The 23,110-nt window shown below is 41.8% G+C and carries 24 protein-coding genes and 1 riboswitch; of the genes, 17 read left to right on the forward strand and 7 right to left on the reverse strand.

The genetic code is table 11. The features are described 5' to 3' along the window. Window positions 1-103: 103 nt before the first annotated feature. Complete coding sequence (locus tag DFP75_RS10675) at window positions 104-940, forward strand: sulfurtransferase (RefSeq protein ID WP_110575666.1); 837 nt, start codon at window positions 104-106, stop codon at window positions 938-940. A gap of 59 nt (window positions 941-999) precedes the next feature. Here the strand turns inward: DFP75_RS10675 and DFP75_RS10680 are convergent, their stop codons facing one another. Then, window positions 1,000-1,317: a hypothetical protein gene (locus DFP75_RS10680; protein WP_110575443.1), complete on the reverse strand. Its 318-nt coding sequence runs from the start codon at window positions 1,315-1,317 to the stop codon at window positions 1,000-1,002. Window positions 1,318-1,483: 166 nt separating this feature from the next. Here DFP75_RS10680 and DFP75_RS10685 point away from each other — a divergent pair, with 166 nt between their 5' ends. The 5 genes from DFP75_RS10685 to DFP75_RS10705 are packed head-to-tail and all read left to right on the forward strand — an operon-like array spanning window position 1,484 to window position 6,051. Next, window positions 1,484-2,653 carry a nucleotide sugar dehydrogenase gene (locus DFP75_RS10685; RefSeq protein WP_110575446.1) on the forward strand — a complete coding sequence of 390 codons (1,170 nt, stop codon included), beginning with the start codon at window positions 1,484-1,486 and terminating at the stop codon, window positions 2,651-2,653. Beyond that, the gene (locus DFP75_RS10690) at window positions 2,654-3,595 is read left to right on the forward strand and encodes a glycosyl transferase family 90 (RefSeq protein WP_110575448.1); all 942 of its coding nucleotides are present in this window, start codon (window positions 2,654-2,656) and stop codon (window positions 3,593-3,595) included. Between the two features lie 19 nt (window positions 3,596-3,614). Further along, on the forward strand, window positions 3,615-4,373 hold the full coding sequence (locus DFP75_RS10695; protein WP_110575450.1) for a glycosyltransferase family 2 protein: 759 nt from the start codon (window positions 3,615-3,617) through the stop codon (window positions 4,371-4,373). Beyond that, on the forward strand, window positions 4,346-5,155 hold the full coding sequence (locus tag DFP75_RS10700; RefSeq protein ID WP_245927034.1) for a glycosyltransferase family 2 protein: 810 nt from the start codon (window positions 4,346-4,348) through the stop codon (window positions 5,153-5,155). Before DFP75_RS10695 ends, DFP75_RS10700 begins: the two co-directional genes overlap by 28 nt. Before the next feature lie 44 nt (window positions 5,156-5,199). Then, a complete protein-coding gene (locus DFP75_RS10705) occupies window positions 5,200-6,051 on the forward strand; it encodes a WaaS/CpsH family glycosyltransferase (RefSeq protein WP_146219956.1) in 852 nt (283 codons plus the stop codon). Between the two features lie 4 nt (window positions 6,052-6,055). Here DFP75_RS10705 and waaF read toward each other — a convergent pair whose 3' ends face one another. Genes waaF through DFP75_RS10720 form a run of 3 tightly spaced genes read right to left on the reverse strand, consistent with a single transcriptional unit; the run spans window position 6,056 to window position 9,204 of the window. Beyond that, window positions 6,056-7,060 (reverse strand): lipopolysaccharide heptosyltransferase II, encoded by a 1,005-nt coding sequence (waaF, locus tag DFP75_RS10710; RefSeq protein ID WP_110575456.1) that lies wholly within the window; start codon window positions 7,058-7,060, stop codon window positions 6,056-6,058. Further along, window positions 7,053-8,000, reverse strand: a complete 948-nt coding sequence (gene rfaD / locus DFP75_RS10715; protein WP_110575458.1) for an ADP-glyceromanno-heptose 6-epimerase — start codon at window positions 7,998-8,000, stop codon at window positions 7,053-7,055. Before rfaD ends, waaF begins: the two co-directional genes overlap by 8 nt. A gap of 55 nt (window positions 8,001-8,055) precedes the next feature. Beyond that, the gene (locus DFP75_RS10720) at window positions 8,056-9,204 is read right to left on the reverse strand and encodes an AGE family epimerase/isomerase (RefSeq protein ID WP_110575460.1); all 1,149 of its coding nucleotides are present in this window, start codon (window positions 9,202-9,204) and stop codon (window positions 8,056-8,058) included. 96 nt (window positions 9,205-9,300) lie between these two features. On the opposite strand from DFP75_RS10720, the gene hldE reads away from it, so the two are divergent. The 7 genes from hldE (at window position 9,301) to DFP75_RS10755 (ending at window position 18,226) form a co-directional block, all read left to right on the forward strand. Continuing rightward, window positions 9,301-10,728: a bifunctional D-glycero-beta-D-manno-heptose-7-phosphate kinase/D-glycero-beta-D-manno-heptose 1-phosphate adenylyltransferase HldE gene (hldE, locus tag DFP75_RS10725; protein WP_110575667.1), complete on the forward strand. Its 1,428-nt coding sequence runs from the start codon at window positions 9,301-9,303 to the stop codon at window positions 10,726-10,728. Then, window positions 10,729-12,513, forward strand: a complete 1,785-nt coding sequence (msbA, locus tag DFP75_RS10730) for a lipid A export permease/ATP-binding protein MsbA (RefSeq protein WP_110575462.1) — start codon at window positions 10,729-10,731, stop codon at window positions 12,511-12,513. It abuts the gene before it with no gap. A 2-nt stretch (window positions 12,514-12,515) separates the two neighbouring features. Beyond that, window positions 12,516-13,742, forward strand: coding sequence for a 3-deoxy-D-manno-octulosonic acid transferase (locus DFP75_RS10735; protein ID WP_110575464.1), 1,227 nt, complete (start codon window positions 12,516-12,518; stop codon window positions 13,740-13,742). 22 nt (window positions 13,743-13,764) lie between these two features. Next, window positions 13,765-13,884: riboswitch (TPP riboswitch) on the forward strand. Window positions 13,885-13,962: 78 nt separating this feature from the next. Then, entirely contained in the window at window positions 13,963-14,976 is a 1,014-nt protein-coding gene (thiB, locus tag DFP75_RS10740) for a thiamine ABC transporter substrate binding subunit (RefSeq protein WP_110575466.1), read from the forward strand. Between the two features lie 11 nt (window positions 14,977-14,987). Then, a complete protein-coding gene (gene thiP, locus DFP75_RS10745; RefSeq protein WP_245927035.1) occupies window positions 14,988-16,583 on the forward strand; it encodes a thiamine/thiamine pyrophosphate ABC transporter permease in 1,596 nt (531 codons plus the stop codon). After that, complete coding sequence (locus DFP75_RS10750) at window positions 16,570-17,277, forward strand: thiamine ABC transporter ATP-binding protein (protein ID WP_110575669.1); 708 nt, start codon at window positions 16,570-16,572, stop codon at window positions 17,275-17,277. The genes thiP and DFP75_RS10750 overlap by 14 nt, the downstream gene beginning before the upstream one ends. 121 nt (window positions 17,278-17,398) lie before the next feature. Next, window positions 17,399-18,226 carry a DMT family transporter gene (locus DFP75_RS10755; protein WP_175404980.1) on the forward strand — a complete coding sequence of 276 codons (828 nt, stop codon included), beginning with the start codon at window positions 17,399-17,401 and terminating at the stop codon, window positions 18,224-18,226. Here the strand turns inward: DFP75_RS10755 and DFP75_RS10760 are convergent. The 3 genes from DFP75_RS10760 to DFP75_RS10770 are packed head-to-tail and all read right to left on the reverse strand — an operon-like array spanning window position 18,223 to window position 20,818. After that, complete coding sequence (locus DFP75_RS10760) at window positions 18,223-19,116, reverse strand: DMT family transporter (protein ID WP_110575472.1); 894 nt, start codon at window positions 19,114-19,116, stop codon at window positions 18,223-18,225. The two genes, DFP75_RS10755 and DFP75_RS10760, sit on opposite strands and share 4 nt — an antisense overlap. Before the next feature lie 18 nt (window positions 19,117-19,134). After that, window positions 19,135-20,031, reverse strand: a complete 897-nt coding sequence (locus DFP75_RS10765) for a DMT family transporter (protein WP_110575474.1) — start codon at window positions 20,029-20,031, stop codon at window positions 19,135-19,137. A 58-nt stretch (window positions 20,032-20,089) separates the two neighbouring features. Beyond that, window positions 20,090-20,818, reverse strand: coding sequence for a MipA/OmpV family protein (locus DFP75_RS10770; protein WP_245927036.1), 729 nt, complete (start codon window positions 20,816-20,818; stop codon window positions 20,090-20,092). Window positions 20,819-21,092: 274 nt separating this feature from the next. Between DFP75_RS10770 and rpsF the strand changes: the two genes are divergently transcribed. The 4 genes from rpsF to rplI are packed head-to-tail and all read left to right on the forward strand — an operon-like array spanning window position 21,093 to window position 23,096. Next, window positions 21,093-21,494, forward strand: coding sequence for a 30S ribosomal protein S6 (gene rpsF, locus DFP75_RS10775; protein WP_110575478.1), 402 nt, complete (start codon window positions 21,093-21,095; stop codon window positions 21,492-21,494). 23 nt (window positions 21,495-21,517) lie between these two features. Then, window positions 21,518-21,748, forward strand: a complete 231-nt coding sequence (gene rpsR / locus DFP75_RS10780; RefSeq protein WP_013662377.1) for a 30S ribosomal protein S18 — start codon at window positions 21,518-21,520, stop codon at window positions 21,746-21,748. A gap of 21 nt (window positions 21,749-21,769) precedes the next feature. Next, complete coding sequence (locus DFP75_RS10785; protein WP_110575480.1) at window positions 21,770-22,630, forward strand: hypothetical protein; 861 nt, start codon at window positions 21,770-21,772, stop codon at window positions 22,628-22,630. A gap of 22 nt (window positions 22,631-22,652) precedes the next feature. Beyond that, the gene (gene rplI, locus DFP75_RS10790; protein WP_110575482.1) at window positions 22,653-23,096 is read left to right on the forward strand and encodes a 50S ribosomal protein L9; all 444 of its coding nucleotides are present in this window, start codon (window positions 22,653-22,655) and stop codon (window positions 23,094-23,096) included. Window positions 23,097-23,110: the final 14 nt, after the last annotated feature.

The raw sequence follows: 23,110 nt of genomic DNA on the forward strand, positions 1-23,110 counted from the left end.
TAATAAGCGCGAATATTAGCAAAAAATGAATAATCAAAGTAGATTTAAAAGAAACTGAAATGTTCTGTTTGACGAGCGTTAATGAGTGTCTGAGGAAAAGCCTGTGCTATTAAAAACATTAATAAATACAAATGAATTGGCTACATTGCTTGGGCAGCCAAATGTCGTTGTTTTGGATTGCCGATTTTATTTGACTGATCATGCTAAAGGGCGGTCTGAATATGAAAAAGGCCACATTCCTGGCGCTATTTTTGTGGATGTTCATCATGAGTTAGCTTCGCCAGAAACACAAACAACTGGTCGACACCCTCTGCCGGATGAAAATGTCTTCTCGAAGCAGTTACAGGATTGGGGGATAGAGACTCACTCTAAAGTGGTGGTTTACGATGATATGGGCGGAGCTATCGCTGCCCGAGCTTGGTGGATGTTGAGTCAGCAAGACATTGATGTGCGCGTGTTAAATGGTGGCTTTCCTGCTTGGGTTAAAGAAGGTCGAGATGTCTCACAAACACCTACTGTTCCAGTAGCGGCAGAGCATAAAGTAGCTGTATCATTTCCTTGGGCTATTACCGAGCAAGCGGTTATCGAAAATTTTGAAACCAATCAATTCCAGCTGGTGGATGCTAGGTCATCAGACAGGTTTAATGGGGAAAATGAGACAATGGACCCTGTTGCAGGTCATATCCCTGGAGCCATTAATCGACCGTTTGCCGATAACTTGGATCCAGATGGCTACTTTAAGCCCGCGGAACAACTTCATGTCGAGTGGCAGGATTGGTTATCAGATGATTGTGATGCTTATGTTTATTATTGTGGATCTGGTGTGACGGCTTGCCATAATGTCTTGGCATTAAACTACGCTGGAATAGGTGCTAAGCAAGTTTATGTTGGGTCTTGGAGTCAATGGGCTAAGCGTATGCTGCGAGCGACGGCTTTGTGATGTCATGGGGCTTAGCCTTAGGTTAAGCCCCATGCCTTGTTTTATAAGAGGCAAGCTTTCTATTTTGGTGTTGTGCCTGCCATGAATATTTGCACTTGCTGGTGTGTTTCCCCCCAGATGTGCGACTTGATAGCCATTAAGAAATGCTCAGCCTCTTTTAGTGAAACAATACCATCTATTAACTTGATTCCTATGCCTTCTTGGGTGAAGAAAAACTGCCAAGTATGTTTATCAATAATGGCTTCACCTTCGCCGTTATTGTAGCTTACTTGCTGGAAAGGGTAGTCACTAGGAATAAAGCAGGAAAGCTCTTGTCCTGAGATGCCATAATTTAGATCTGGGATATAGCCTTGACGGTCTACTAGTTCGAACTTCATAGAGAACTCCTTGTTTTTTATTAAGATTAGCTTAGGACTTCTCTACTTGCTGCATTTCTTGATGTAATTCTTTTAAAAAAGGGAATTAGGTGTTTTTTATTGTCTGACACGTTGTAAAATATCGTCTTTTCAAAATCACTTCTGGCTTTAAAAAAAGGTAGCTCGCATGAAAATAGCGGTGGCAGGAACTGGATACGTAGGCATTTCAAATGCTCTCTTATTAGCCAAACACAATCAGGTAGTCGCCTTAGATATCGTTGCTCAGAAGGTCGACATGCTCAACAACAAGCAGTCTCCTATAGAAGATCGTGATATTGAACGCTATCTGGTCGAAGAGAACCTTAACTTTGTTGCCACCTTAGACAAAGAAGAAGCTTACTGTGATGCTGATTATGTAATCATTGCAACGCCTACAGATTACGATCCAGAAACAAACTATTTTAATACCAAGCATGTTGAGTCGGTCATTCAAGATGTAATAAGCATTAATCCAAATGCGGTTATGGTGGTTAAATCTACGGTACCAGTGGGGTTTACCAAGTCAGCAAGTGAGCGTTATGCGACTGATAATCTGTTGTTTTCACCTGAGTTTTTGCGTGAAGGCAAAGCGCTATATGACAACTTGTTTCCTTCCCGAATTATTGTTGGTGAGGAGTCTGAAAGGGCTCGGGTTTTTGCTCACTTGCTTGTTCAGGGAGCGGAAAAAACTGACATTGATGTACTACTTACAGGCTCTACAGAAGCGGAAGCCATTAAGCTGTTTGCAAACACTTATTTAGCGATGCGCGTAGCATTTTTTAATGAATTAGACAGCTACGCGGAATCTCATCATTTAGACAGTCGTCAAATTATTCAAGGTGTGGGCTTAGACCCTCGTATTGGTAGCCATTACAATAATCCCTCATTTGGTTACGGTGGCTATTGCCTGCCTAAAGATACTAAGCAGCTACTTGCAAACTATGACAAGGTGCCGAATAACCTAGTACGTGCGATTGTCGACGCTAATGCCACTCGTAAAGATTTTATTGCAGAATCAATTCTAAAAAATAACCCTAAAGTTGTTGGTATCTACCGTTTGGTGATGAAAGTTGGATCGGATAATTTTCGGGCATCGGCCATTCAAGGAGTCATGAAGCGTATAAAAGCAAAAGGAGTTGAGGTGGTAGTGTATGAACCCTCTCTTCTAGAAGATAACTTTTTTAATTCCAGAGTCATTAAAGATTTAGAAGAGTTTAAGGCTTTATCAGATGTTATTGTCGCTAACCGAATGACCGATGATATGCTAGATGTGAAAGATAAAGTTTATACACGTGATTTGTTTGGTGGGGATGTTTGAATGGCGAAGAAGGATTTAGCTTATCTCAAAGGCCGCCTATCTCGAATTCGTTATTATTTATGTGAAGGCTTGGCTCTTCGTCGATCTGTTAAATCGGTAGAGATGTTGTTGGCTGACGTTGATGTGACAAGTGACTTACAGAATAGAGTCGACTATTATTGCAAGCTTAATCAGCCATTCTCTCCATCAGCTAAGGCTGTCTCTGTCGCAACCTTTAAAAAAACAAAAAGTTTTGTATATTACGCAGATACAAAGCGTGTGGTTCGCCATTTTCCTAAAAATAAAAGATTTGACTATGTTTTTGGTGATGTGACTGATGTGCCTGATACTCCGTCTTTTGTGAAAAGCCGTCCAATATCTGAAGATAACCAGAACTCCGTACTTCTCAAGCTAAATGCTATTCGTCACTATAAGTTTTTATCTGATTCGCTAGAGTTTGAAAATAAACGTCCTCTTGCTGTATGGCGAGGTATGGTGTATCACCAGCATCGGCGTGACTTTGTTGATATGTACTGGGGCAGCAACTTAGCTAATATAGGCCATAATGATGAGAAACTATCCTATGAGCCTAGTTATAAAGGTTTTTTATCAATTCAAGAGCAGCTTAATTACCGTTATATCATTAGTGTTGAAGGAAAGGATGTAGCAACCAATTTAAAGTGGGCCATGGCATCTAATTCCTTAGTTATGATGCGCAGACCAAGGTTTGAAACATGGTTTATGGAAGGCTTGCTTGTGCCAGGGGTTCATTACGTTGAATTGAAAGAGGACTTTTCTGATCTGGAAGAGAAGATTGAATATTACAACCTTCATACTAGCGAGGCATTAGAGATAATTGAGTGTGCCCATAAGCATGTCTCACAATTTTTTGATAAGGATAAAGAGCAGTTAGTGTCATTACTGGTAGCTAAGAAGTATTTTGGGTTAGTTGAAGATAATTGAAATAGAGACGGTTGAATTTATGTCTACAGTTGGTGTACTACTTATTGTCAAAAATGAAGGTAAGATGTTAGCGAAATGCTTGTCGTCTGTAGCATCATGGGCAGATCAGATTGTGGTTGTAGATTCAGGTAGTGATGATAACACAATAGAGATTGCACGCTCCTTTACCTCTGATGTTTATGTTCATTCAGATTGGCCTGGATTTGGTAAGCAGCGGCAAATTGCACAAAGCTATATAAACACAGATTGGGTGTTTGCGATTGATGCAGATGAGGAAGTTTCTGAAGCTCTTCAGCAAAGTATCTTAGCTGCAGTTAAGTTAAATGAGCCAGTATTGTATCGACTTGATCGTTTGAGTAGTGCTTTTGGCAAACGTATTAGTCATTCTGGATGGAGTCCTGATTGGATAGTGAGGCTTTACCCTCGAGAGTTTGCTTCGTATAACGATGCGCTTGTCCACGAAAAGGTGGTCTCGGACAGGTCATTGGGTAGTAAGAAGTTGTCTGGTCATCTATACCATGATACTTATTCGAGTTTAGCTCATTACTCCGCTAAGACGACGGGTTACCTTAAAGCTTGGGCGGATGATCGTGAAGGGAAGAAGTCTTCATCAGTGTCAAAAGCTATATCACATGCACTGTCCTGTTTTATAAAAATGTATTTTGTTAAACGTGGCTTTCTAGATGGTCGGCATGGTTTTATTTTAGCGTGGTTAGCCGCACATTCTACATTTTATAAGTATATTGATTTATGGCTACGAGAGTATCAAAAGAAATGAAAATTAGTTTAATCGTCACCACTTATAATTGGAAAGAAGCGCTTGCTATTACACTAGAAAGTATCAAAGAGCAGACCTTGCTTCCTTATGAGGTTATTGTGGCTGATGATGGCTCTAGTGAGGATACTAAATCGTTAATCGAAGCCTATCAATTGAACTATCCCACTCGCCTTGTTCATTCATGGCAAGAGGATAAAGGCTTTCGTTTGGCTGCTAGTCGTAATAAAGCTATTGCAAAGGCTCAAGGTGATTATCTAATCATTGTAGATGGAGACCTTTATTTACCAACTAGTTTTGTCGCTTCTCATTCTAGCGCAGCAAAAGAAAATTGTTTCGTTCAAGGAGGTAGGGTTCTTCTGGGGCCGAATATTAGTAAAAAAGTTATGGAGGTTGGGTATAAACCACACTTTTTTAGTGCTGATATTAGAAATCGTCATAATATGCTAAATTCAGAGTTGCTTAGTAACTGGTTTACAAAAATAAAGAACAATGACAAGTCTACTCGAGGGTGTAATTTTGCTCTCTGGAAAAAAGATGCCATATATGTAAACGGTTACAATGAAGACTTTGAAGGTTGGGGGCGAGAAGATAGTGAAATGGTTATTCGTTTGCTAAATAGTGGTTTAGATCGCATTTACCTGAAATTTAAGGCAGTTGGCTATCATATATATCATAAAGAAAGCAGTCGAGGAATGCTTGAGAAGAACCAAGAGATTTATCAGAAAGCTATTGATCAATGTCTGACTAAGTGTGTTAATGGATTGGACAAATATACTTCATGAAAAGGGTCATTATCGCGAATGACTTTTATGTAACTAAATATCTTATGAAAGATGTTATTGATCTTGATTATGATATTTTTTTTGAGAGTGATTTTCGTTGTCGCGTTATTAATAAAACTTTTGCTCGATTCAATGCATTTCTTCCCTCTAAGCCTGGGCCTAACGATTGTGTCTTGGCGTTTGCTATCGAAAATATAATAGTTCTTGATCAAATATACCGGAAAGTAGGTAAGCCTAAAGTTTGGTTATGGAATCCTATATCGTCTATGACAAGAAAGAATAAAAAGCTTTTTTTATCTTATGTTCGACGCAAAAAAATTGAAGTGTGGACTTTTGATGAAAATGATGTGGAGCTTTATGGGTTTTTATATCATGATCAAATTCATTCATCTTCTTTAATTAAGTCAACTGTGTCTGTATATAATCGGGCGTTTTTTTCTGGTGTGGATAAAGGGCGTCTTTGCACTGTTAAAGGTATTAAAAAAGAATTAGATGAAATTTCAATTGATAGTGTTGTTCATATTGTTCGGGATAAGGGCAATAATGGTTATACCCTTTCTGATTTAGACGTTACGACAGATGTGTATTTGAGTTTTGATGAGTATCTTGAGCAGGTTGAGCAAAGTGATATTCTTATTGATGTTGCTCAAAATAATCAGAGGGGTGTTACTTTACGAGTTGTTGAGGCTTTTTTTCAGAATAAAAAATTGATTACAACCAATCCTTATGTGGCTTCGATGGATGGTTATTGTCCTGAAAATATATATATTTATGGAGAAGAAAGGCATAGAGCATTAAAGGAGTTTATAGAGACTCCTACGCATGTCGTAAAAGACTCTATAAAACGCCAATATACCTTGAAGCATTTATTGGAAAAAATGTTTGGGGGGTTCTAGTTATCTATTCTAGATGAAGCTTTTCCATAACTTGTTCTGGAGTGAGTTTATTCTGGCAATTTGTATGCCCTAAAGGGCAAGTTCGTTTGAAGCAAGGTGAACATTCTAGGTGTAAATTATGAATGGTCTTGTTTTCGGTGAGTGGTGGCGTGAATAATTCACTGGTTGACCCATAAATTCCATGTACTTCTGTACCAACTGCAGCCGCTACATGCATCAATCCTGAATCATTGCTAACAGCTTTTTCTGCGATTGCGAGTAAATCAATAGCATCGACTAATTGAGTTTTTCCACACAGGTTGATGGCATATTGGCCAAGATCCTTAACAATATTCTCGCCATCTGTTTGGTCTTTTGGCCCGCCTAGTACCCAGATTTGATAGCCTGCCTTAATCGCTCTGTCTGCTAATTCATGGAAATAAGCGATTGGCCATTGCTTAGATGGACCAAATTCTGCTCCAGCCATTAAGGCGATTGCTGGTCTGTTTGATAATTTATGCTGCTGATAGAGTTTTTTCTGATTCTCAGGGTCAACATGCAGAACTGGATATGGCGTATTTGCTGGTGGATAGGCAAGCTCGTTAGGTAGACCTAAAGATGTAAAGCGTTTGACTGTTTGGTTTAGAATATTCTTATCTAATTTGCGCCGTTCATTGATTAGTACAAAGCGTTGTTCACCAGTAAAGCCGACACGTTGCGGAATATTGGCAAAGAAAGGTACTAACGCTGACTTCCATGAGCGAGGCATCACAATAGCGCGATCATAGTGTTCAGTGCGAAGTGAGTGTCCGAGTTTTCGTCGAGTATTTATCCCCCATTCGCCATGTCCTGTGGGTAGGGTAATTGCATTACGAACTTCTGGCATCCTAGCTAATATAGGGGAAGACCATTTTGGCCCAATTACATCAATTATAGCTTCTTTGTCGCGCTGTTTTAGCGTAATAAAGAGGCTTTGAGCCATTACCATGTCACCAACCCAAGATGGGCCAACAATTAAATATTTAGCCATTCGAATCGAGCCAACCTAAGTAATCTTGAACACCTTGAGCTAATCCTCGGAATTTGCCTTCATATCCAGCCTGGCGAAGCTTTGTTATGTCTGCTTCAGTAAAGCTTTGATAGGCCCCTTTTAAATGCTCAGGGAAAGGGATGTATTCAATTTCGCCTTTTCCATAATGCCCTATTACAGTTTCAGCTATCGTACGAAATGGCTCGGCTTTACCTGTACCTAGATTGAAAATTCCTGACTTTTCTGGATTTTCTAGAAACCAAAGTTTGGTATTAACTAGGTCCTCTACGTAAATGAAGTCTCGGCTTTGGCCGCCAGCTTCGTAGCCGTCATAGGCGCCAAATAATTTGGGGTTTTCCCCGGCTAGAACTTGGTTGCGAAGATGAAAGGCCACACTGGCCATGCTGCCTTTATGTTGTTCGCGAGGGCCGTATACGTTGAAATAGCGGAAACCGACAATTTGACTTTGTGCGGTTGGTAAAGCAGCGCGGATGTACTGATCAAACTGAAACTTAGAGTAAGCGTACATATTAAGTGGTTTCTCGTTTTGACGAGACTCTTGGAAAACAGGACCTGATCCATAAACGGATGCGGATGAAGCGTAAGAGAAAGGTGCGCCATGCTTTAAGCAAAAGTTTAATACGGCTTTTGAGTATTGATAGTTTACATCCATTACATACTTGCCATTCCATTCAGTGGTTGCCGAGCAAGCGCCTTCATGGAAAACTGCAGTAGGGATTATTCCCAAACTATCATCTTTTATTGCGTCTAAAAAGTCATACATATCCATGTAATCTGAAATATCAAGGTCTGATAGGTTTAGACACTTTTTTCCATCTGTCAGGTCATCAACCAAAAGGATATTTGTTATGCCCTTGTTGTTTAAGGCTTTGATGATGTTGCTGCCGATAAATCCGGCACCGCCAGTTACTATGTACATAATTTGTTTATCCTAATGTCTTGTCTAAGCTTGCTTCTAGAATGGTAAACTAAATTCAGAAAGAGCTTTGGAAACCGTTGTTCGCTTTAGCCCATGCTATCACTTCTGTAAGGCCGAGAAAAATATGATAGTCACTGGTTCCAGGGAGTGGGAAGTCCTTTGCTGAGTTGTCTTCGTTAAGGTATTCATTCCAGCGTCCATTTGGGAGTAAATAGTATTGTTGCATAAAATTGATTGCCTTAACCAAGCGATCTACCTTTTCTTCTTTACCTATGGGCATAACAGTGATGGCTTTTAAATATTCAGTGATGGGCCAGATTCGCTTTTCCTTATCGAGAGGCTGATAAGTATTTCCATCTATTTGATTGTAAATTCCTCCATTTTCGGCGAGGCCATATCGGGTTGCCGTTAACCATAATTGCTGTGCTAAATCGGTATACTCTAAGCTGGGCACTATTTTATTTGCTTGAAAAAGCAGCCATACCCATTCGAAATGGTGCCCCGGCTCTACTTGGTGGCCTGTTTCAGGGTCAAGGCTCCAATCCGTACTAAAAAACTCACGAAGGGTTTTTGTTTCTTTGTGATAGAAGTGCTTGAGCGATAATGAAAGTAAATATTGGACGGTATTTCTATATTCTTCATCATGAGTGGCCTCAAAAGCTGCAATATAGCCCTCTAGTAAATGCATATGAGGGTTTTGGCGTCGTACCTGTTTGATGTCTACTGGGTAGGACTCAAAAAAACCACCGGACTCAGATTGCATGTTTTCTAGTAAAAAACGATGTGTCTTTTTCATAAATTTAAGAGCACGATCGTCATTGGTTACAGCATAGTAGTGACTAAAAGACAGTAAGACAAAGGCCAGAGCATAAGCGTCTGAGTGCTTATCTTTTATAGATAAGTCGTCATTTAACGAAAAGATCCATCTATCCTCAATAAAGTAATGAGAGACGATAAAGTCGAATAGGGGAGTTAACTGTGCTTGCCATTCAGGCATGCTCTTAATCTGGCAGGCATGGCTAAAAGTATATAATTGACGGCATTGTGTTAGTAACCGTACACGACCAAGAGGGTTGTTTGTCCAGTTGTGATTCATGCTTTCATAGCTATGACCATCTTCCTTGTTGATACCATAACGCGACCAATTGTTTAAAAGTTCTTCAAATAAGAACGATTGGCTAGATAGTAGAGCGGAATTCAGCATTGTGTAAAAGCCTTATTTCGTATGTTTTAGGTATGTCCAACTTGGCAGAGTAGTATGATAAGATGAGTGCCTCTAAAAATCGATTATTATGTGGCTATGAACTCTTCGTATCTAAACTTTAAAGATAAACGCATCCTTGTTGTTGGTGATGTAATGCTGGACCGCTATTGGCATGGTGGTACCTCGCGTATTTCTCCAGAAGCCCCTGTTCAAGTGGTCAAAGTATCTAATATTGAAGACAGACCAGGTGGTGCTGCAAACGTTGCACTTGGTTTGGCTAAACTGGGTGTGCCTGTAACACTTGTCGGCGTGGTTGGTAATGATGAAAATGCCGATATATTAGCCAGTAGTTTAGAAAAGGCCGGCGTTAAATGTCGTTTTGTTCGATCTGAAACCTTGCCGACTATCACCAAGCTGCGAGTAATGAGCCGCCATCAGCAGCTTATTCGTTTGGATTTTGAAGAACGTGAAGACAGCCTTTCGCAGAATCAAGAATTGGCCCAAGTGGTTACAGAGTGCTTACCTGAATCTGACGCTGTTATTTTTTCTGATTATGCGAAAGGGTGTTTAGCAGATGTTCAGGCATTAATAAAATTATCTAATGCCGCTAAAGTACCTAGTTTCGTTGACCCTAAAGGCAATGATTTCTCTATTTATCAAGGTGCTACCTTGGTTAAGCCTAACTTGCTTGAATTTGAAACTATTGTTGGTAAGTGTCATTCAACGAAAGAGCTGGAAGAAAAAGCCAATGTTTTGCGAGAGCAATTTGGCTGGAAGGCTTTGTTGGTGACACGTGGAGAAGATGGCCTTATTTTATTGAGTGAGGGTAAACCGCCTTTTTCACTGGCTACAGCGGCTAAAGAGGTTTTTGATGTTACTGGTGCAGGCGATACCGTAATAGCAGTCTTGACCGCTGTTTATGTGACTAGTAAGCGTTTTATTGACGCTGTTGAATATGCGAATCAAGCCGCTGGTTATGTTGTCGGCAAGCTCGGAACAGCAACGATTAGTGCTGAACGACTTGAAGCTATTATGTTTCAACGTTCGCATAGCTCTAATTTTGGCGTACTTTCTCCTGAAGACTTGCTTGAGCAAATTAAACTGGCGCAAATGAACGGTGAAAAAATCGTTTTTACGAATGGATGTTTCGATATTCTTCATCCGGGACATATTGCTTATATGAAACAAGCAAAGGCACTAGGTGATCGTTTAATTGTTGCTGTTAATACGGATGCATCTGTTAAGCGTCTCAAAGGAGAAAAGCGCCCGATCAATAACCTAATCCATCGTATGTCTGTACTCGAAGGAGTTGGGGCGATTGATTGGGTGACATGGTTTGATGAAAACACACCAAAAGAAATTATTGAATATTTAACACCAGATGTTTTAGTTAAAGGTGGGGATTACTCCATAGAAACAATCGTTGGTGCTGATCATGTTTTAGCTCATGGTGGTGACGTTAAAGTGCTGACCTTTGTTGATGGTTATTCAACCACCTCAATCATAGAAAAAGCGAATTTATAAATGCAAGACAAAGATAATGGTGAGGCTCTACCTCAAAAGGTGCCTGTATCTGGCATGAAGATTTATTTTCGTTTGTTGGGGTATGTGCGATCTTCTTGGTTCTATTTAGTGCTAAGTGTTATTGGTTATGTAATTTACGCAGCGATGGAACCTGCTTTGGCTGCCTTGTTAAAGCATATTGTTGATATTGTTTCCGCTGGTAGTATTTCAGAAAGCCGCCTGTTGATACCTATTGCTATTTTAGGTGTATTCATTGCAAGAGGGATAGGTACTTTTTTGGGTAACTATTTTATGGCAAAAGTGGCTAACAACGTTGTATTCGATTTGCGAACTAGTATGTTTGACAAATTGGTATTGTTGCCATCTAACTATTATCACTCGATTCCCACAGGGAGATTATTAGCTAAGTTAACTTATGATACAGAGCAGGTCATTGGCTCTATCACACAAGCAATACGTGTCCTTTTGCGTGAGGGGTTAACAGTTGTTGGGTTGTTCAGTTATATGATTTATATGAATTGGCGCCTTTCTTTATTATTTTTGGTGGTTGTTCCTCTGATTGGCTTGGTGGTGTCCTACGCTTCTAAACGTTTTCGTAAATTGAGTACACGAATTCAAAATGCTATGGGTGGTGTAACTGACGTCGCATCTGAAGCGATTAAAGGCCATGAAGTAGTCAAAATATTTGGCGGTAGTCATTACGAGACCGAGCGATTTAATAAAGCTGCGCATGAAAATCGACGTTCGCAGTTAAAAATGGAAATGACTAAGTCCCTTAATATTCCAATTGTGCAATTTATTCTTGCTTTGATGATGGCTGTTTTAATCTGGCTCGCCTTGAGTCCTTCGATCAGCTCTCATATGTCTCCGGGGGATTTTATCGCATTTCTGACCGCGGCAGGTATGTTGGGTAAACCTGTGCGTCAGTTGACGGATGTAAATAGCATTTTGCAAAAAGGCATTGCAGCCTCGTACAGTATTTTTGATTTCCTCGATATGGAAGAGGAAGTGGATAACGGTACAGTATCGATTGACCGCTTAAAAGGAAATATTGAGTGGCGTTCTATGTCTTTCACATACCCAGGTGCAGATAAAAAAGCCTTGAAGAATATTAACTTATCATTGCCAGCTGGTAAGACTCTGGCTTTGGTAGGGCGGTCTGGTAGCGGAAAGTCTACGATGGCTAATTTGATTCCGCGTTTTTATAATTTTGAAGACGGCAGCATTAATATTGATGGTGTTTCCATCAATGATTATAAGTTGACGGAATTGCGTTCTAATATTGCTTTAGTTAACCAACAAGTCGTTTTGTTCAATGGTACAATTCGCGAAAATATTGCTTATGGCCACTTAAGTGATGCTGACGATGACGCTGTAATTGATGCCGCGAAAGCAGCGAATGCTTGGGGTTTTATTCAAGAGCTTGATCATGGCTTAGATACTATGGTTGGTGAAAATGGTGTATTGCTTTCTGGTGGTCAACGTCAGCGTATAGCCATTGCGCGAGCTATTTTGAAAAATGCGCCAATTTTAATTCTAGATGAGGCTACTTCAGCATTGGATACGGAATCTGAACGAGCCATTCAGGCCGCTTTAGATGGCTTGATGGAAAATCGTACAACGATTGCTATTGCTCATCGATTATCAACCATTGAAAACGCCGATATTATTGCAGTGGTTGACCATGGGGAAATTATTGAGCAAGGCTCCCATAGTGAGTTGTTGGCGATGAACGGAGCTTACGCTCAACTTCACAATCAGCAGTTTAGTGAGACGACAGCCTAATTATGTGGCTTTACCGTATTCTGATTCATATCTTTTCGCCGCTTGTGCTGTTGAAAATTCGACGTTTTAAAAAAGACTATGCGAATTATAGAGCGAATGAAGCATTTGGCTTTTGGCCCTCAGTAGAAGCCGATTTATGGATTCATTGTGCGTCTGTGGGTGAGGTGCTTGCCGTTCGCCCTTTAGTGCTTCAGTGGCGTGAAAAGTGTCCTACGAAAAAGTTATTAATTACTACTATGACCCCAACGGGTGCCGAACAAGTGGTTAAAACTTTTCCTTTTGCAGAGCATCGATATCTGCCTATGGATTGGCGTTCTAGTGTAAAAAGAGCGCTTAAAAAACTTTCCTGTAAGCACCTTCTGGTTGTTGAAACTGAGCTTTGGCCGAATTTATTACAACTCGCAAAACAACGTGGGTTGCGAGTAGAAGTGCTAAATGCTCGATTAAGTGAACGTTCTTTTCAACGCTACCAGAAGTTCTCAATTATCTCGCGTCCTTTATTCGCTTTGCCTGATTGCTTTTTGGCTCATGCGCAAGCGGATGCTGTGCGCTTTGAGGCGATGGGGGCAAAGAGAGTGCTTGTCACAGGAAGTATTAAATTTGATCTTGCTGTTCCTCCTGAAGTATTTCAGGCTAATTGGCGTAGTCAGCTAGGCTCTCGATTTGTTTGGGTGGGAGGCAGTACTCATCAGGGTGAAGATGAATTGCTTTTGCGTATTCACAAAGCCTTGTTGGAAAAGCAACCTGATGCGTTATTAATATTGGTTCCGCGTCATCCGGAACGGTTTGAAGCGGTGAAAGCGTTGGCAGAGCAATCTTTTGAACGTGTAGCATTGCGTAGTCAAACCCCACCAGATCAATGGCGTCAGTTTGATGTCGTGATAGGTGACTCTATGGGAGAGCTGATGTATTACTATCAGGCAGCTGATATCGCTTTTGTTGGCGGTAGCTTGATTAAACGGGGTGGCCATAATCCTATTGAACCGGCCTTACTTGGTAAAGCGATTTTGGTTGGTCCATATACGTTCAACTTTCTGGATATTACCGAACAGCTTCTACAAGTAAACGGTGCCATTCGTTGTCAGGATGAGGCACAGTTAGAAAAAGTGGTTGTGGATCTTGCTGGGCAATCGTCTCAACGATTCCGGCTTGGTCAGTCGGCATTACGTTTCGCTGAAAAAAATCAAGGTGCTGTGACGAGAGTGCTTAGCGAAATAGACTTCCGTTAAGCGACTCTTTACAATAAGCGCTCAATATCTCATGGGGTGTTCTAGTGTTTAGTCAATGCTAGAGCTGAGAAGCAGATTTTCTGCTAACCCACCGAACCTGATCCAGATCATGCTGGCGTAGGAATCGAGATAGCAAGTGAAATAACTGACACTCGTTGTCATTAACCATCATACTTGCCGTTTCCCCTGTACGCCGCTCACTTATTTTAGGAGCGACACTTTGCAATTACTTTCGTTAACCTCTACTTTATCCGCTTCATTTATTGCTTTTGGCCTTACCATTTCGCCTGTGGCTTTATCAGCAGACACCTTGAATGTTTATACCTATGATGCCTTTGCATCTGATTGGGGCCCGGGCCCTAAGATAAAAGCTAACTTTGAAAAAGAGTGTGCTTGCGAAGTCAATTTCGTTGCATTGGATTCTTCAGGGGGGATTTTATCTAGAGCGCAGCTTGAAGGGAAATCGTCTCAAGCGGACGTGCTTTTGGGGTTAGACCTTAACCTAATGGAGGCTGCGAAAGACACTGGTCTGCTGGCAAATCATTCTGTTGATACTTCTGCTGTGACGATTGATGGCGGTTGGTCTGATAACATCTTTGTGCCATTTGATCAGGGGCATTTTGCTTTTGTGTACAATTCTGAAACGCTTTCAAATCCACCAACCAGTTTGAAAGACGTAGTAGACAATCAAGACCTTCGAGTTATTTATCAAGACCCACGAACCAGTACCCCAGGTTTAGGTTTATTGTTGTGGATGAAGTCTGTGTATGGTGATGAGGCAGCTGATGCTTGGGAGCGTTTAGCAAGTCATACCGTTACTGTGACGAAAGGTTGGTCTGACGCTTATGGTTTGTTTTTGAAAGGTGAGGCGGATGTCGTGTTGAGCTATACGACTTCTCCTGCATACCACATTGTGGCCGAAGGAGAGGAAAAGTATAAAGCAGCCTCTGCCAGTGAAGGGCTTTATCCACAAATTGAAGTGGCTGCAATGATGAAAGACGCGCCTAATCCTGCGTTGGCTAAGCGTTTTATGCAGTTTATTCTGCAGCCAGGTTTCCAATCGACTGTAGCGACAGGAAACTGGATGCTGCCAGTTGTTAAGCTGGATGAAAAGTTACCATCCGCATTTGATAATGCTTTAAAGCCTACTAAGAGCTTGGTTCTGCCTGCGAAAGACGTTGCACAAAACCGTAAGGCTTGGATTGATGAATGGTTGAATGCGACAACGCGATAACAGGAACTAATTTGCTCTTTTTTCACACGATCAAAAGGCTCACGCCAGCATTAATAGGTGTTGGTGTTTTCTTGTTAGTAGGAGCTGCCAGTCTGGCAGCTCTTTTGCGTTACAGTGATCTTCCGTCTTGGGTCGGTTACCTGCAACAGCCTTACCTTTGGCGAGTGGTTCGCTTTTCTTTATGGCAGGCACTGCTCAGTAGTGGTATCAGTTTGCTTATCGCTATACCTGTAGCCTCTTGCCTTATCCATCGTTCATTTTATGGGCGCTCAGCGTTACTGCAGTTATTCTCAATTTCTATGGTTGTGCCAACCATTGTGGCTATTTTAGGTTTGGTCGTGGTGTATGGTCGCACGGGCTGGCTGAGTCACATATTGGGTGTGCAAATTCCCTTGTATGGATTGGTTGGAATTTTATTGGCCCACGTGTTTTTTAATATGCCATTGGCGGTGCGTCTTTTATTGCAAGGATATGATTTGATTCCCGCAGGGCAATGGCGTCAAGCCTCGCAATTGGGGTTTTCCCGCTGGGCGGCTTTTCGGTGGATTGAATGGCATTATATAAAAAAAGCGCTGCCTGGGGCGTTTGTGTTGATTTTCATGTTGTGTTTTTCAAGCTTTGCCGTTGTGTTGAGTTTGGGTGGAGGTCCGAAATCCAGTACGTTAGAGGTGGCTATATATCAAGCGTTACGGTTTGATTTTGACCTGAATAAGGCCAGTTTTTTGGCATTATTGCAGGTGTTTATATGCACCTTGTTTGCGGTTGTTGTGTATAGACTTGCGCCTGTGAACCGCCAAGATGCCAGTCTATTGGCGGTTAGGGGTTATGCACTGAAGGATTCTTGGTTAGCGAAAGTGGCAGATGGTGTTGCTTTGCTTTGTGCTCTTTCATTGGTGATTCCACCTTTTTTAGCTATTTTTGATCCAGTTTTCTCGCCTGTATTTTTAAGTACATTGCAGTCGGCTGCCTTGTGGGATGCCGTACTTGTTTCAATGAAGATTGCGTTGCCCGCCGCTTTACTGAGTCTGTTGCTTGGGGTGTGCTTTGGTGTGCTGGCGCGTTTTTGTATGGATCGTCCGTATTTGGCGTTTCTACCGAATAAAATTGAGCATTTGGGCAATATGATTTTAATGGTGCCCGGATTGGTTATTGCTACAGGGTTGTTTTTAACTTTACGCGATTTAGGGCTGGGGCTGCAATCGAGCTACTGGATTGTGGTTTGGGTTAATGCTGTGATGGCGTTACCTTTCGTTCTGCGGGCACTGATGCCTGTGTTGTACCAGCAAGAGCGCCGCTTTAGAAATGTTTACTTGAGCCTAGGGATTTATTCATGGGCTAGGTGGCGTTTAGAGTGGCCGCTGGTGCGAAAAAGTGTTGCGCAGGCATTTGGTTACGCTTTGCTGCTTTCTTTGGGGGATATGGGTGTTATTGCTCTATTTGGCAGCCAAGGCCTAGTCTCCTTGCCGTTATATCTGTTTCAGTTGATTGGGTCCTATCAGCTTGAAAAAGGAGCGTGTGTGGCCGTCGTGCTGATCTCTCTGTGTTTGGTTTTGTTTTATTGTTCATCTCGCTTTATTGGTGGAGTCACTGCACGTGTTAAAAATTAACCTTCAATATGATTGGGAGACCTTTCATGCCGATTATTGCGTAGATATCCCCCCTGGCGTTACCACACTCCTTGGGGGGAGCGGTGAAGGGAAGAGTACGCTGCTGCATTTATTAGGCGGTTTTCTGGATGGGCGTGGTGAGATTTATTTTAATGATGCTTCGCTTTTGTCTTTACCTGCTTATGAAAGGCCTATTTCGACTTTGTTTCAGAGCGATAACTTATTTCCGCAATTAACTGTTTGGCAAAATGTGGCTGTAGGTTTGTCTCCTTCCTTGTCTTTGAATAAAGAGCAGAACCAAAAAGTCCAATGGGCGCTTGATAAAACACAGTTGCTTGATAAAGCCGAACGATTTCCACAGGCTTTGTCTGGCGGGCAAGCTCAAAGAGTGGCCATAGCTCGTGCCTTGGTGCGAAAAAAGCCGATCTTATTATTGGATGAGCCTTTTAGTGCGCTGGACCCATCATTGCGTGAAGAAATGCTGTACCTGGTTAATGATGTCACTCAAGAGTTGGGTTTAACTACTTTGTTGGTGTCGCATTTACCAAGTGAAGCAACTCTAGTTGGAGGTCGTGTTATTTTGATCGAGCAGGGACGAATTACTGCTCATGAAGATGTGTCTGTGCTATCTGAAACTGGGTTTCACCCACATTTCTCTCGTTACTTTGGTGTTTCTAATTCTGGTGAAAGGTAGCGTCTTAACTTTTAATCGCTCGACAAGTGAATTTTGTTGGGTTAAATATTGCGTTTGCTTTTCTTAAATTAAGAGTAACTGAGTGCTAGATAATCATGAGTTGTTGAAAAAAGGGATTATTATGACAATCGCGTATGCGTTTGTTATGTCTCTTACCGCCTTAGCGGCGAAGCAGGCGCAAACCTTGATTGCAGTATCAACGCTGGTTTTTTGGCAAAGTTTGTTTTGCACCTTAATTTTATTGCCGCAAATGAGAGGCCGTTGGCAAAGGCGGCCATTTTCAGTTTGGAGAATCCATTTCTTACGTAGCTTTGGCGGCTTCCTTGGTTTTCTTTGTTATTACTGGTCCTTGAATCATATCCCTTTGGTTGAGGCGTCTTTGCTTAGAACGTGTGCGCCTTTATGTGTGCCTTTTGTCGTTTTAATGCTTCATAAGATCAAGGTTCCAAAAGAACGTTGGGTCCCACTTGTGATTGGCTTTATTGGGGTGGCGTTTATTATTCAACCAACGCCAGATCATTTAAACCCTTGGCATATTGTTGGCTTTATTTCCGCTATTGGTTTGGCGCTGTCGATGGTGACAACGCGTATGTTGTCTCAGCAAGTGTCAGGCCAAGAGACGTTGTTTGTGTATTTCCTAGTTTCGACAATCTTGTCTCTTCCCTTGGTGTTTATCCAAGGGGACTCTGTTGTGCTACCCGCTGAGGTGTGGCCACTGGTTGCTGTTGTTACGATTACCTTGTATGTCGGAATGTACCTTTATAATTTGGCTTATACTTATGCGCCAGCCAGTATCGTGTCGCCTGTTAGTTATGTCGGAGTTGTTTTTAGTGGCTTTTGGGGATGGGCTGTATGGGGGCATGTGCCTGATGTTTACGCCATTCTGGGAATGCTGTTTATCTTTTCAAGCATTTTGATTAGTACCCGAATGGCGCGTAGTAAAGGTTAGTTTGTTTGTTGTCGTTTTTTATTGAGTATGGTCGCGACAAAAATGCCCGAGAAGATAAGCATGATACCTATATAGTGAAAGTGGAATAACCTTTCGCCTAGGAAAATGACAGAGAGACCAATACTAAAGACTGGTAATAAGTGAATGAAGTGTCCAGCAGTGGCAGCCCCAAGTTTTTGAACACCAGTATTCCAGCATAAAAAAGCCCCAATTGATGCGAACACCCCCATATAAGCGATGGCTCCCCAGTTACTTGCTGTAAAGTCGGCAAGGTTTGAGTGTCCAAATAGGAAGAATAGAGGGGCTTGAATTAAGGTTCCTATGAGTGCTGTGCAGGCAAAGAAGCCAATTAAAGACATTTCTTTCGGGCGTTTTACAATCATTACCGAATAAATGGCCCAGCTGACAGCGGCGGTAATGATCCATAAGTCGCCTTGTGAAAAGCTGAGATGCAAAAAAGTATCTAAACTACCGCGACTAACAATGGTGATGGCCCCCAAGGTGGAAATAAGTATGCCGGTGTTTTGCAGCCAAGATGTTTTGTTTCCCAAAATTAGTCGGGCGGTAATAAGTATCATAACTGGCATGATTGAATTTAATAATACGGCATTGGTTACCGTTGTAGAGCTTAGCCCTATGTATAGGAAAAGGTTGTAATTGCATATGCCCAGCCAACCAAAAAGAACCAGTAGTGGCCAGTTTTTGACGATAATATGTTTTTCATTCCAAAGCTTTTTATAAGCAAAGGGCAGAATAATTAAGCAGGCAAGGCTCCAGCGTAAGAAGGAAATTGAGAAAGGGTCAATGCCACTGGAAACCGTAAGACGACCAAGAATGTAGTTGCCAGACCAGAAAAGAATGGGGAGCAATAAGTAAATAAATGGAGGCATAACATATCCTTTGCTTTGTTAGTTTGTTTTTCTTTTTGCCCAATTTTGTATGAATAGGCCGGTTAGTATGAAGGCTAATCCAATGAGCGTTGAGCGTAAAATTGGCTCGCCGGCAAATTGTGACAGCCAAACAATAGATAAAAGTGGCGACAGGAAGATTAAATTGGCTACTTGGCTAGCGTTGGATGTCAGCTTTAAAGCCTTGTTCCATAATACAAAACTCAGTCCCATTTCAAATAAGCCAATGTAAATGGCTCCCCACAGGCCGTTATTATCCCAATGGTTTAGCTCCCCTGTTAGCGCCGCATAGATGAAGACTATTGGCAGTGCGAAAACAAAATTAAGAGTTAGACCCACCAAGCTGGGGCGTTTGTCTTTGGTGTTTAAAAGCCAATACAGCGCCCAAATAATCGTGCTTAGAAGGGCGAAAGCAACGCCAGAAACGTTAGAAAACTCTAAAGAGCCTATTTGCCCACGTGTTGCGATGTAGAGTACGCCAAAATAGCATGCGGCAGCTGCCATATAATCGGCGGTTTTTAGTCGCTGTTTTAGAATGGGAACAGCCATAAAGCTAAGCGTTATAGCCCATGTGTAATTGATTACCTGAGCTTCTTGAGCCGGAAGAGTGTTGTAAGCTTGGAGCAATATTAAGTAATAGAGAAAAGGGTTAATCGCACCAAAAAAGAGAGACGATTTCCACGATTGCTTGGTATAGGAAACGAGAGAGCCAAACTCTCCTTTAATGACGAGAAGCGCAATGAGAAAAGCGAGCGACACGACATTAGCAACCAGTAATAACTGGGTAGGTGAAAAGTGTCTTAGGGATATGGAAAATGCGGTCGCAACAGTCGACCAAAGCAGTACGGCGCCTAGCCCAAAAAACATGGCTTGAGCATTGTGAGAAAGTTTACTCATGGCTTATACGTTCCGAAAACAATGGTCTGGATTTTATTCGATATCGAAGTGATAACGCTTAAAATGAAAAGATAAAGCCTACTGAACCCGCAGTTACGGTATTGTCTTCTACGATAGGGCTTTTCAAAATATCATCATCAAATTTGGTTTGGCTAATGCCTAGTATTAGATTGGCATTGGGGGTAAGAGGGTAAATAGCTCTTACGCCATATTTTATTTGGGAAATAGCGCCTGAGTCATAAGCGGCAATAGCGTTTCCAGTTCGAATAGATTCACTTTCAGAAATGCCGAATAAGTGGTTACTCATTTTACTGTCCATATGGCGATAGGAAAGCGATGGGATGATTCTCCATGAGCCAATTGGAATGGGATAACCAACCCCTACCTGAGCGTAATAACCGTCGTGTTTACCGCTTATGTCTTGTGCCACTTTGGTTGACAATATTCCAAATTGATAGCTGGCAAAAGCCATGATGCTTGGGTCTCTTTCATCAAGTTGCTGGATGTCAGCATTGCTTGAGTCACTAGGATCAAAGCTTAAGCCTTCGTAGGATATCCCTACGGAAACGTTCTGCGCAGATTGCCTTGGTAAAAATCGGTACCCTACCTCCGGCAGTTGAAGGTAAAAATGATCACCTTGGTAGCCGATATTTGGTAGGGAGGTTGATCGGTTACTGGTTTCCTTATAAACGGATTCAGATGTCGCACCAACCACGCCCACGCTACTGCTGGCTTCAACAATAGGTGAGATTGATATAAGTAACCCCAAAAATGCTTTTTTTATCATGTCCATATTCTTTAGGTAGCCTGATCATAGAGTGCAATGATTCTATTGTTTTTGCTCATGTCTGTAAAATAACCTGTATAAAATGAAGCCGCTTAACTGAATTGTCGATCTTAAAGAAAGGAAAGAGGTAGGTGTCCGCATTACTTTGGCTGAATTCGTTTACTTATTGTTCATTGGTGCTATATAATGCGCGTCCCTGTAAATCAATACTCCTTGTCTCACAGCTTTTTAACAGGGGGAGCGTGGAGACTAAGAACCCATAAGGAGAGCTTAAATGCGTCATTATGAAATCGTCTTTCTGGTTCACCCAGATCAAAGCGAACAAGTACCAGCAATGGTTGAGCGTTACACTAACCTAATCACTGAAGATGGTGGTCAAGTTCACCGTCTAGAAGATTGGGGCCGTCGTCAACTAGCTTACCCAATTAACAAAATTCACAAAGCACACTATGTTCTTATGAACATTGAGTGTTCTGACAGTGTTTTGTCTGAATTAAACGACACTTTCCGCTACAACGATGCCATCATCCGTAACTTGGTGATTCGTCGTAAAGATGCGGTAACTGACGTATCTCCTATTAAGGCTTCTGAAGGTCGTGAAGACCGTCGTTCTGCTCCTCAGCGTGAAGAGCGTAACAACGATACTGAAGAAGTATCTGAAGAATCTGAAGATTAATTTATTTTTATTAGGAGACACTCATGGCTCGTTTTTTCCGTCGTCGTAAGTTCTGCCGTTTTACAGCAGAAGGCGTTAAAGAGATCGATTACAAAGATCTAGACACACTGAAAGGTTATATCACTGAAACTGGTAAAATCGTACCTAGCCGTATTACTGGCACTAAGGCTCGTTACCAGCGTCAGCTAGCGACTGCTATCAAACGCGCTCGCTACATTGCTTTACTTCCTTACACTGATAGCCATTTTAATTAATAGGCTTAAGAAGCGCTTTATATGAGTGGTTTAGCTAAATGGGTAATGAAAAAGCGCCTGAATGCCATTATTGGTGTGATGGTGTTTGGTCTGATACCTGTGATGTTTTGGCTGGCCGCTGCAATCTTAGGGTTGGTAGTGCTTCGCAAAGGTGTAAAAGAAGGAATACCTGTATTAGCTTGGGGTTGTTTACCAGCACTTGTGCTTTGGATACTCCAAGGAGACGCCACGGCTCTCATGGTGTTAATTGATGTGATGTTGTTAAGCTATTTACTTAGAGTGACAATGTCATGGAGTTGGGTATTGTTAGCCGGCAGTTTTCTGGCGGTTATTAGTACGCTACTTCAGCCACTTTTAATGACCGATGTTTTGAATATGGCGGTAACGCTGGTTCAGAAAGTTCTGTCAAATGAAGGTGTTGAAGTACCTGATAGAGACTTGATTTTTAGCCAGGCGGTGATGGCAATATCCATCTTCCAAGTGGTCATTGCGATTCTTTCTTTGTTTTTGGCAAGAAAGTGGCAAGCAGGACTCTATAATCCAGGCGGATTACGCGCTGAGTTCCATCAATTAAGGTTGCCGATAGCGTTCAGTTTGGTGTTGGGTGGAATGATTCTGATAGGCGAAAGCTTAGGAGGTTCATTCAGTATTTTATCCCAAGCTGCTGTACCTGCATTAGTATTGCCGGGGCTCGCTCTAGTACATGGTGTTTTAGCAAAGAAAGAAATTGGGATTGTTGGACTGATCGCATTTTACCTTGTGGGATTTTTTGTTCTGAATGTGTATTTTGCAAATATTCTCGTTGCACTTTGTGTGATTGATAGTTTTGTGGATATTCGTTCTAGAATCCAAGGTAAGGCGTCCAACTCAAGTGATAGCTAATGATTAATTAGAGGTGATCGAGATGGAAGTTATTCTACTCGACAAAGTAAACAAGCTAGGCGGTATTGGTGACGTTGCAGTTGTTAAACCAGGCTATGCTCGTAACTTTTTGATTCCGAACAAAAAAGCTGTAATGGCTACTAAAGCTAACTTGGCTAGCTTTGAAGAGCGTCGTGTTGAACTTGAAGCGAAAGCAGCGGAGCGTAAAGCAGCAGCTGAAGCTCGTGCACAAACGCTAGAAGGCAAAACTTTCACTATCACAGCAAATGCTGGTGATGAAGGTAAGCTTTTCGGTTCTATCGGTACTCGTGACATCGCTGACGCTATTTCTACGCAAGTAGCAGTAGAGAAAGCTGAAATCCGTCTTCCAGAAGGCGCGATTCGTCACACAGGTTCTTTCGAAGTAGACATTCAACTTCACTCTGACGTGGTAGTTGCTGTTACTTTAGAAGTAATCGCTGAGTAATTTGCTTAGGCAAA

It is taken from the genome of Marinomonas alcarazii, from assembly GCF_003208215.1.
GTDB classification, from domain to species: domain Bacteria; phylum Pseudomonadota; class Gammaproteobacteria; order Pseudomonadales; family Marinomonadaceae; genus Marinomonas; species Marinomonas alcarazii.

Coding starts and splice junctions, on each gene's coding strand:
- DFP75_RS10680 (WP_110575443.1), bottom strand. CDS start 1,317: ATGAAGTTCGAACTAGTAGACCGTCAAGGCTATATCCCAGATCTAAAT.
- DFP75_RS10685 (WP_110575446.1), top strand. CDS start 1,484: ATGAAAATAGCGGTGGCAGGAACTGGATACGTAGGCATTTCAAATGCT.
- DFP75_RS10690 (WP_110575448.1), top strand. CDS start 2,654: ATGGCGAAGAAGGATTTAGCTTATCTCAAAGGCCGCCTATCTCGAATT.
- DFP75_RS10695 (WP_110575450.1), top strand. CDS start 3,615: ATGTCTACAGTTGGTGTACTACTTATTGTCAAAAATGAAGGTAAGATG.
- DFP75_RS10700 (WP_245927034.1), top strand. CDS start 4,346: ATGGCTACGAGAGTATCAAAAGAAATGAAAATTAGTTTAATCGTCACC.
- DFP75_RS10705 (WP_146219956.1), top strand. CDS start 5,200: ATGAAAGATGTTATTGATCTTGATTATGATATTTTTTTTGAGAGTGAT.
- waaF (WP_110575456.1), bottom strand. CDS start 7,060: ATGGCTAAATATTTAATTGTTGGCCCATCTTGGGTTGGTGACATGGTA.
- rfaD (WP_110575458.1), bottom strand. CDS start 8,000: ATGTACATAGTAACTGGCGGTGCCGGATTTATCGGCAGCAACATCATC.
- DFP75_RS10720 (WP_110575460.1), bottom strand. CDS start 9,204: ATGCTGAATTCCGCTCTACTATCTAGCCAATCGTTCTTATTTGAAGAA.
- hldE (WP_110575667.1), top strand. CDS start 9,301: ATGAACTCTTCGTATCTAAACTTTAAAGATAAACGCATCCTTGTTGTT.
- msbA (WP_110575462.1), top strand. CDS start 10,729: ATGCAAGACAAAGATAATGGTGAGGCTCTACCTCAAAAGGTGCCTGTA.
- DFP75_RS10735 (WP_110575464.1), top strand. CDS start 12,516: ATGTGGCTTTACCGTATTCTGATTCATATCTTTTCGCCGCTTGTGCTG.
- DFP75_RS10755 (WP_175404980.1), top strand. CDS start 17,399: ATGACAATCGCGTATGCGTTTGTTATGTCTCTTACCGCCTTAGCGGCG.
- DFP75_RS10760 (WP_110575472.1), bottom strand. CDS start 19,116: ATGCCTCCATTTATTTACTTATTGCTCCCCATTCTTTTCTGGTCTGGC.
- DFP75_RS10765 (WP_110575474.1), bottom strand. CDS start 20,031: ATGAGTAAACTTTCTCACAATGCTCAAGCCATGTTTTTTGGGCTAGGC.
- DFP75_RS10770 (WP_245927036.1), bottom strand. CDS start 20,818: ATGATAAAAAAAGCATTTTTGGGGTTACTTATATCAATCTCACCTATT.
- rpsF (WP_110575478.1), top strand. CDS start 21,093: ATGCGTCATTATGAAATCGTCTTTCTGGTTCACCCAGATCAAAGCGAA.
- rpsR (WP_013662377.1), top strand. CDS start 21,518: ATGGCTCGTTTTTTCCGTCGTCGTAAGTTCTGCCGTTTTACAGCAGAA.
- DFP75_RS10785 (WP_110575480.1), top strand. CDS start 21,770: ATGAGTGGTTTAGCTAAATGGGTAATGAAAAAGCGCCTGAATGCCATT.
- rplI (WP_110575482.1), top strand. CDS start 22,653: ATGGAAGTTATTCTACTCGACAAAGTAAACAAGCTAGGCGGTATTGGT.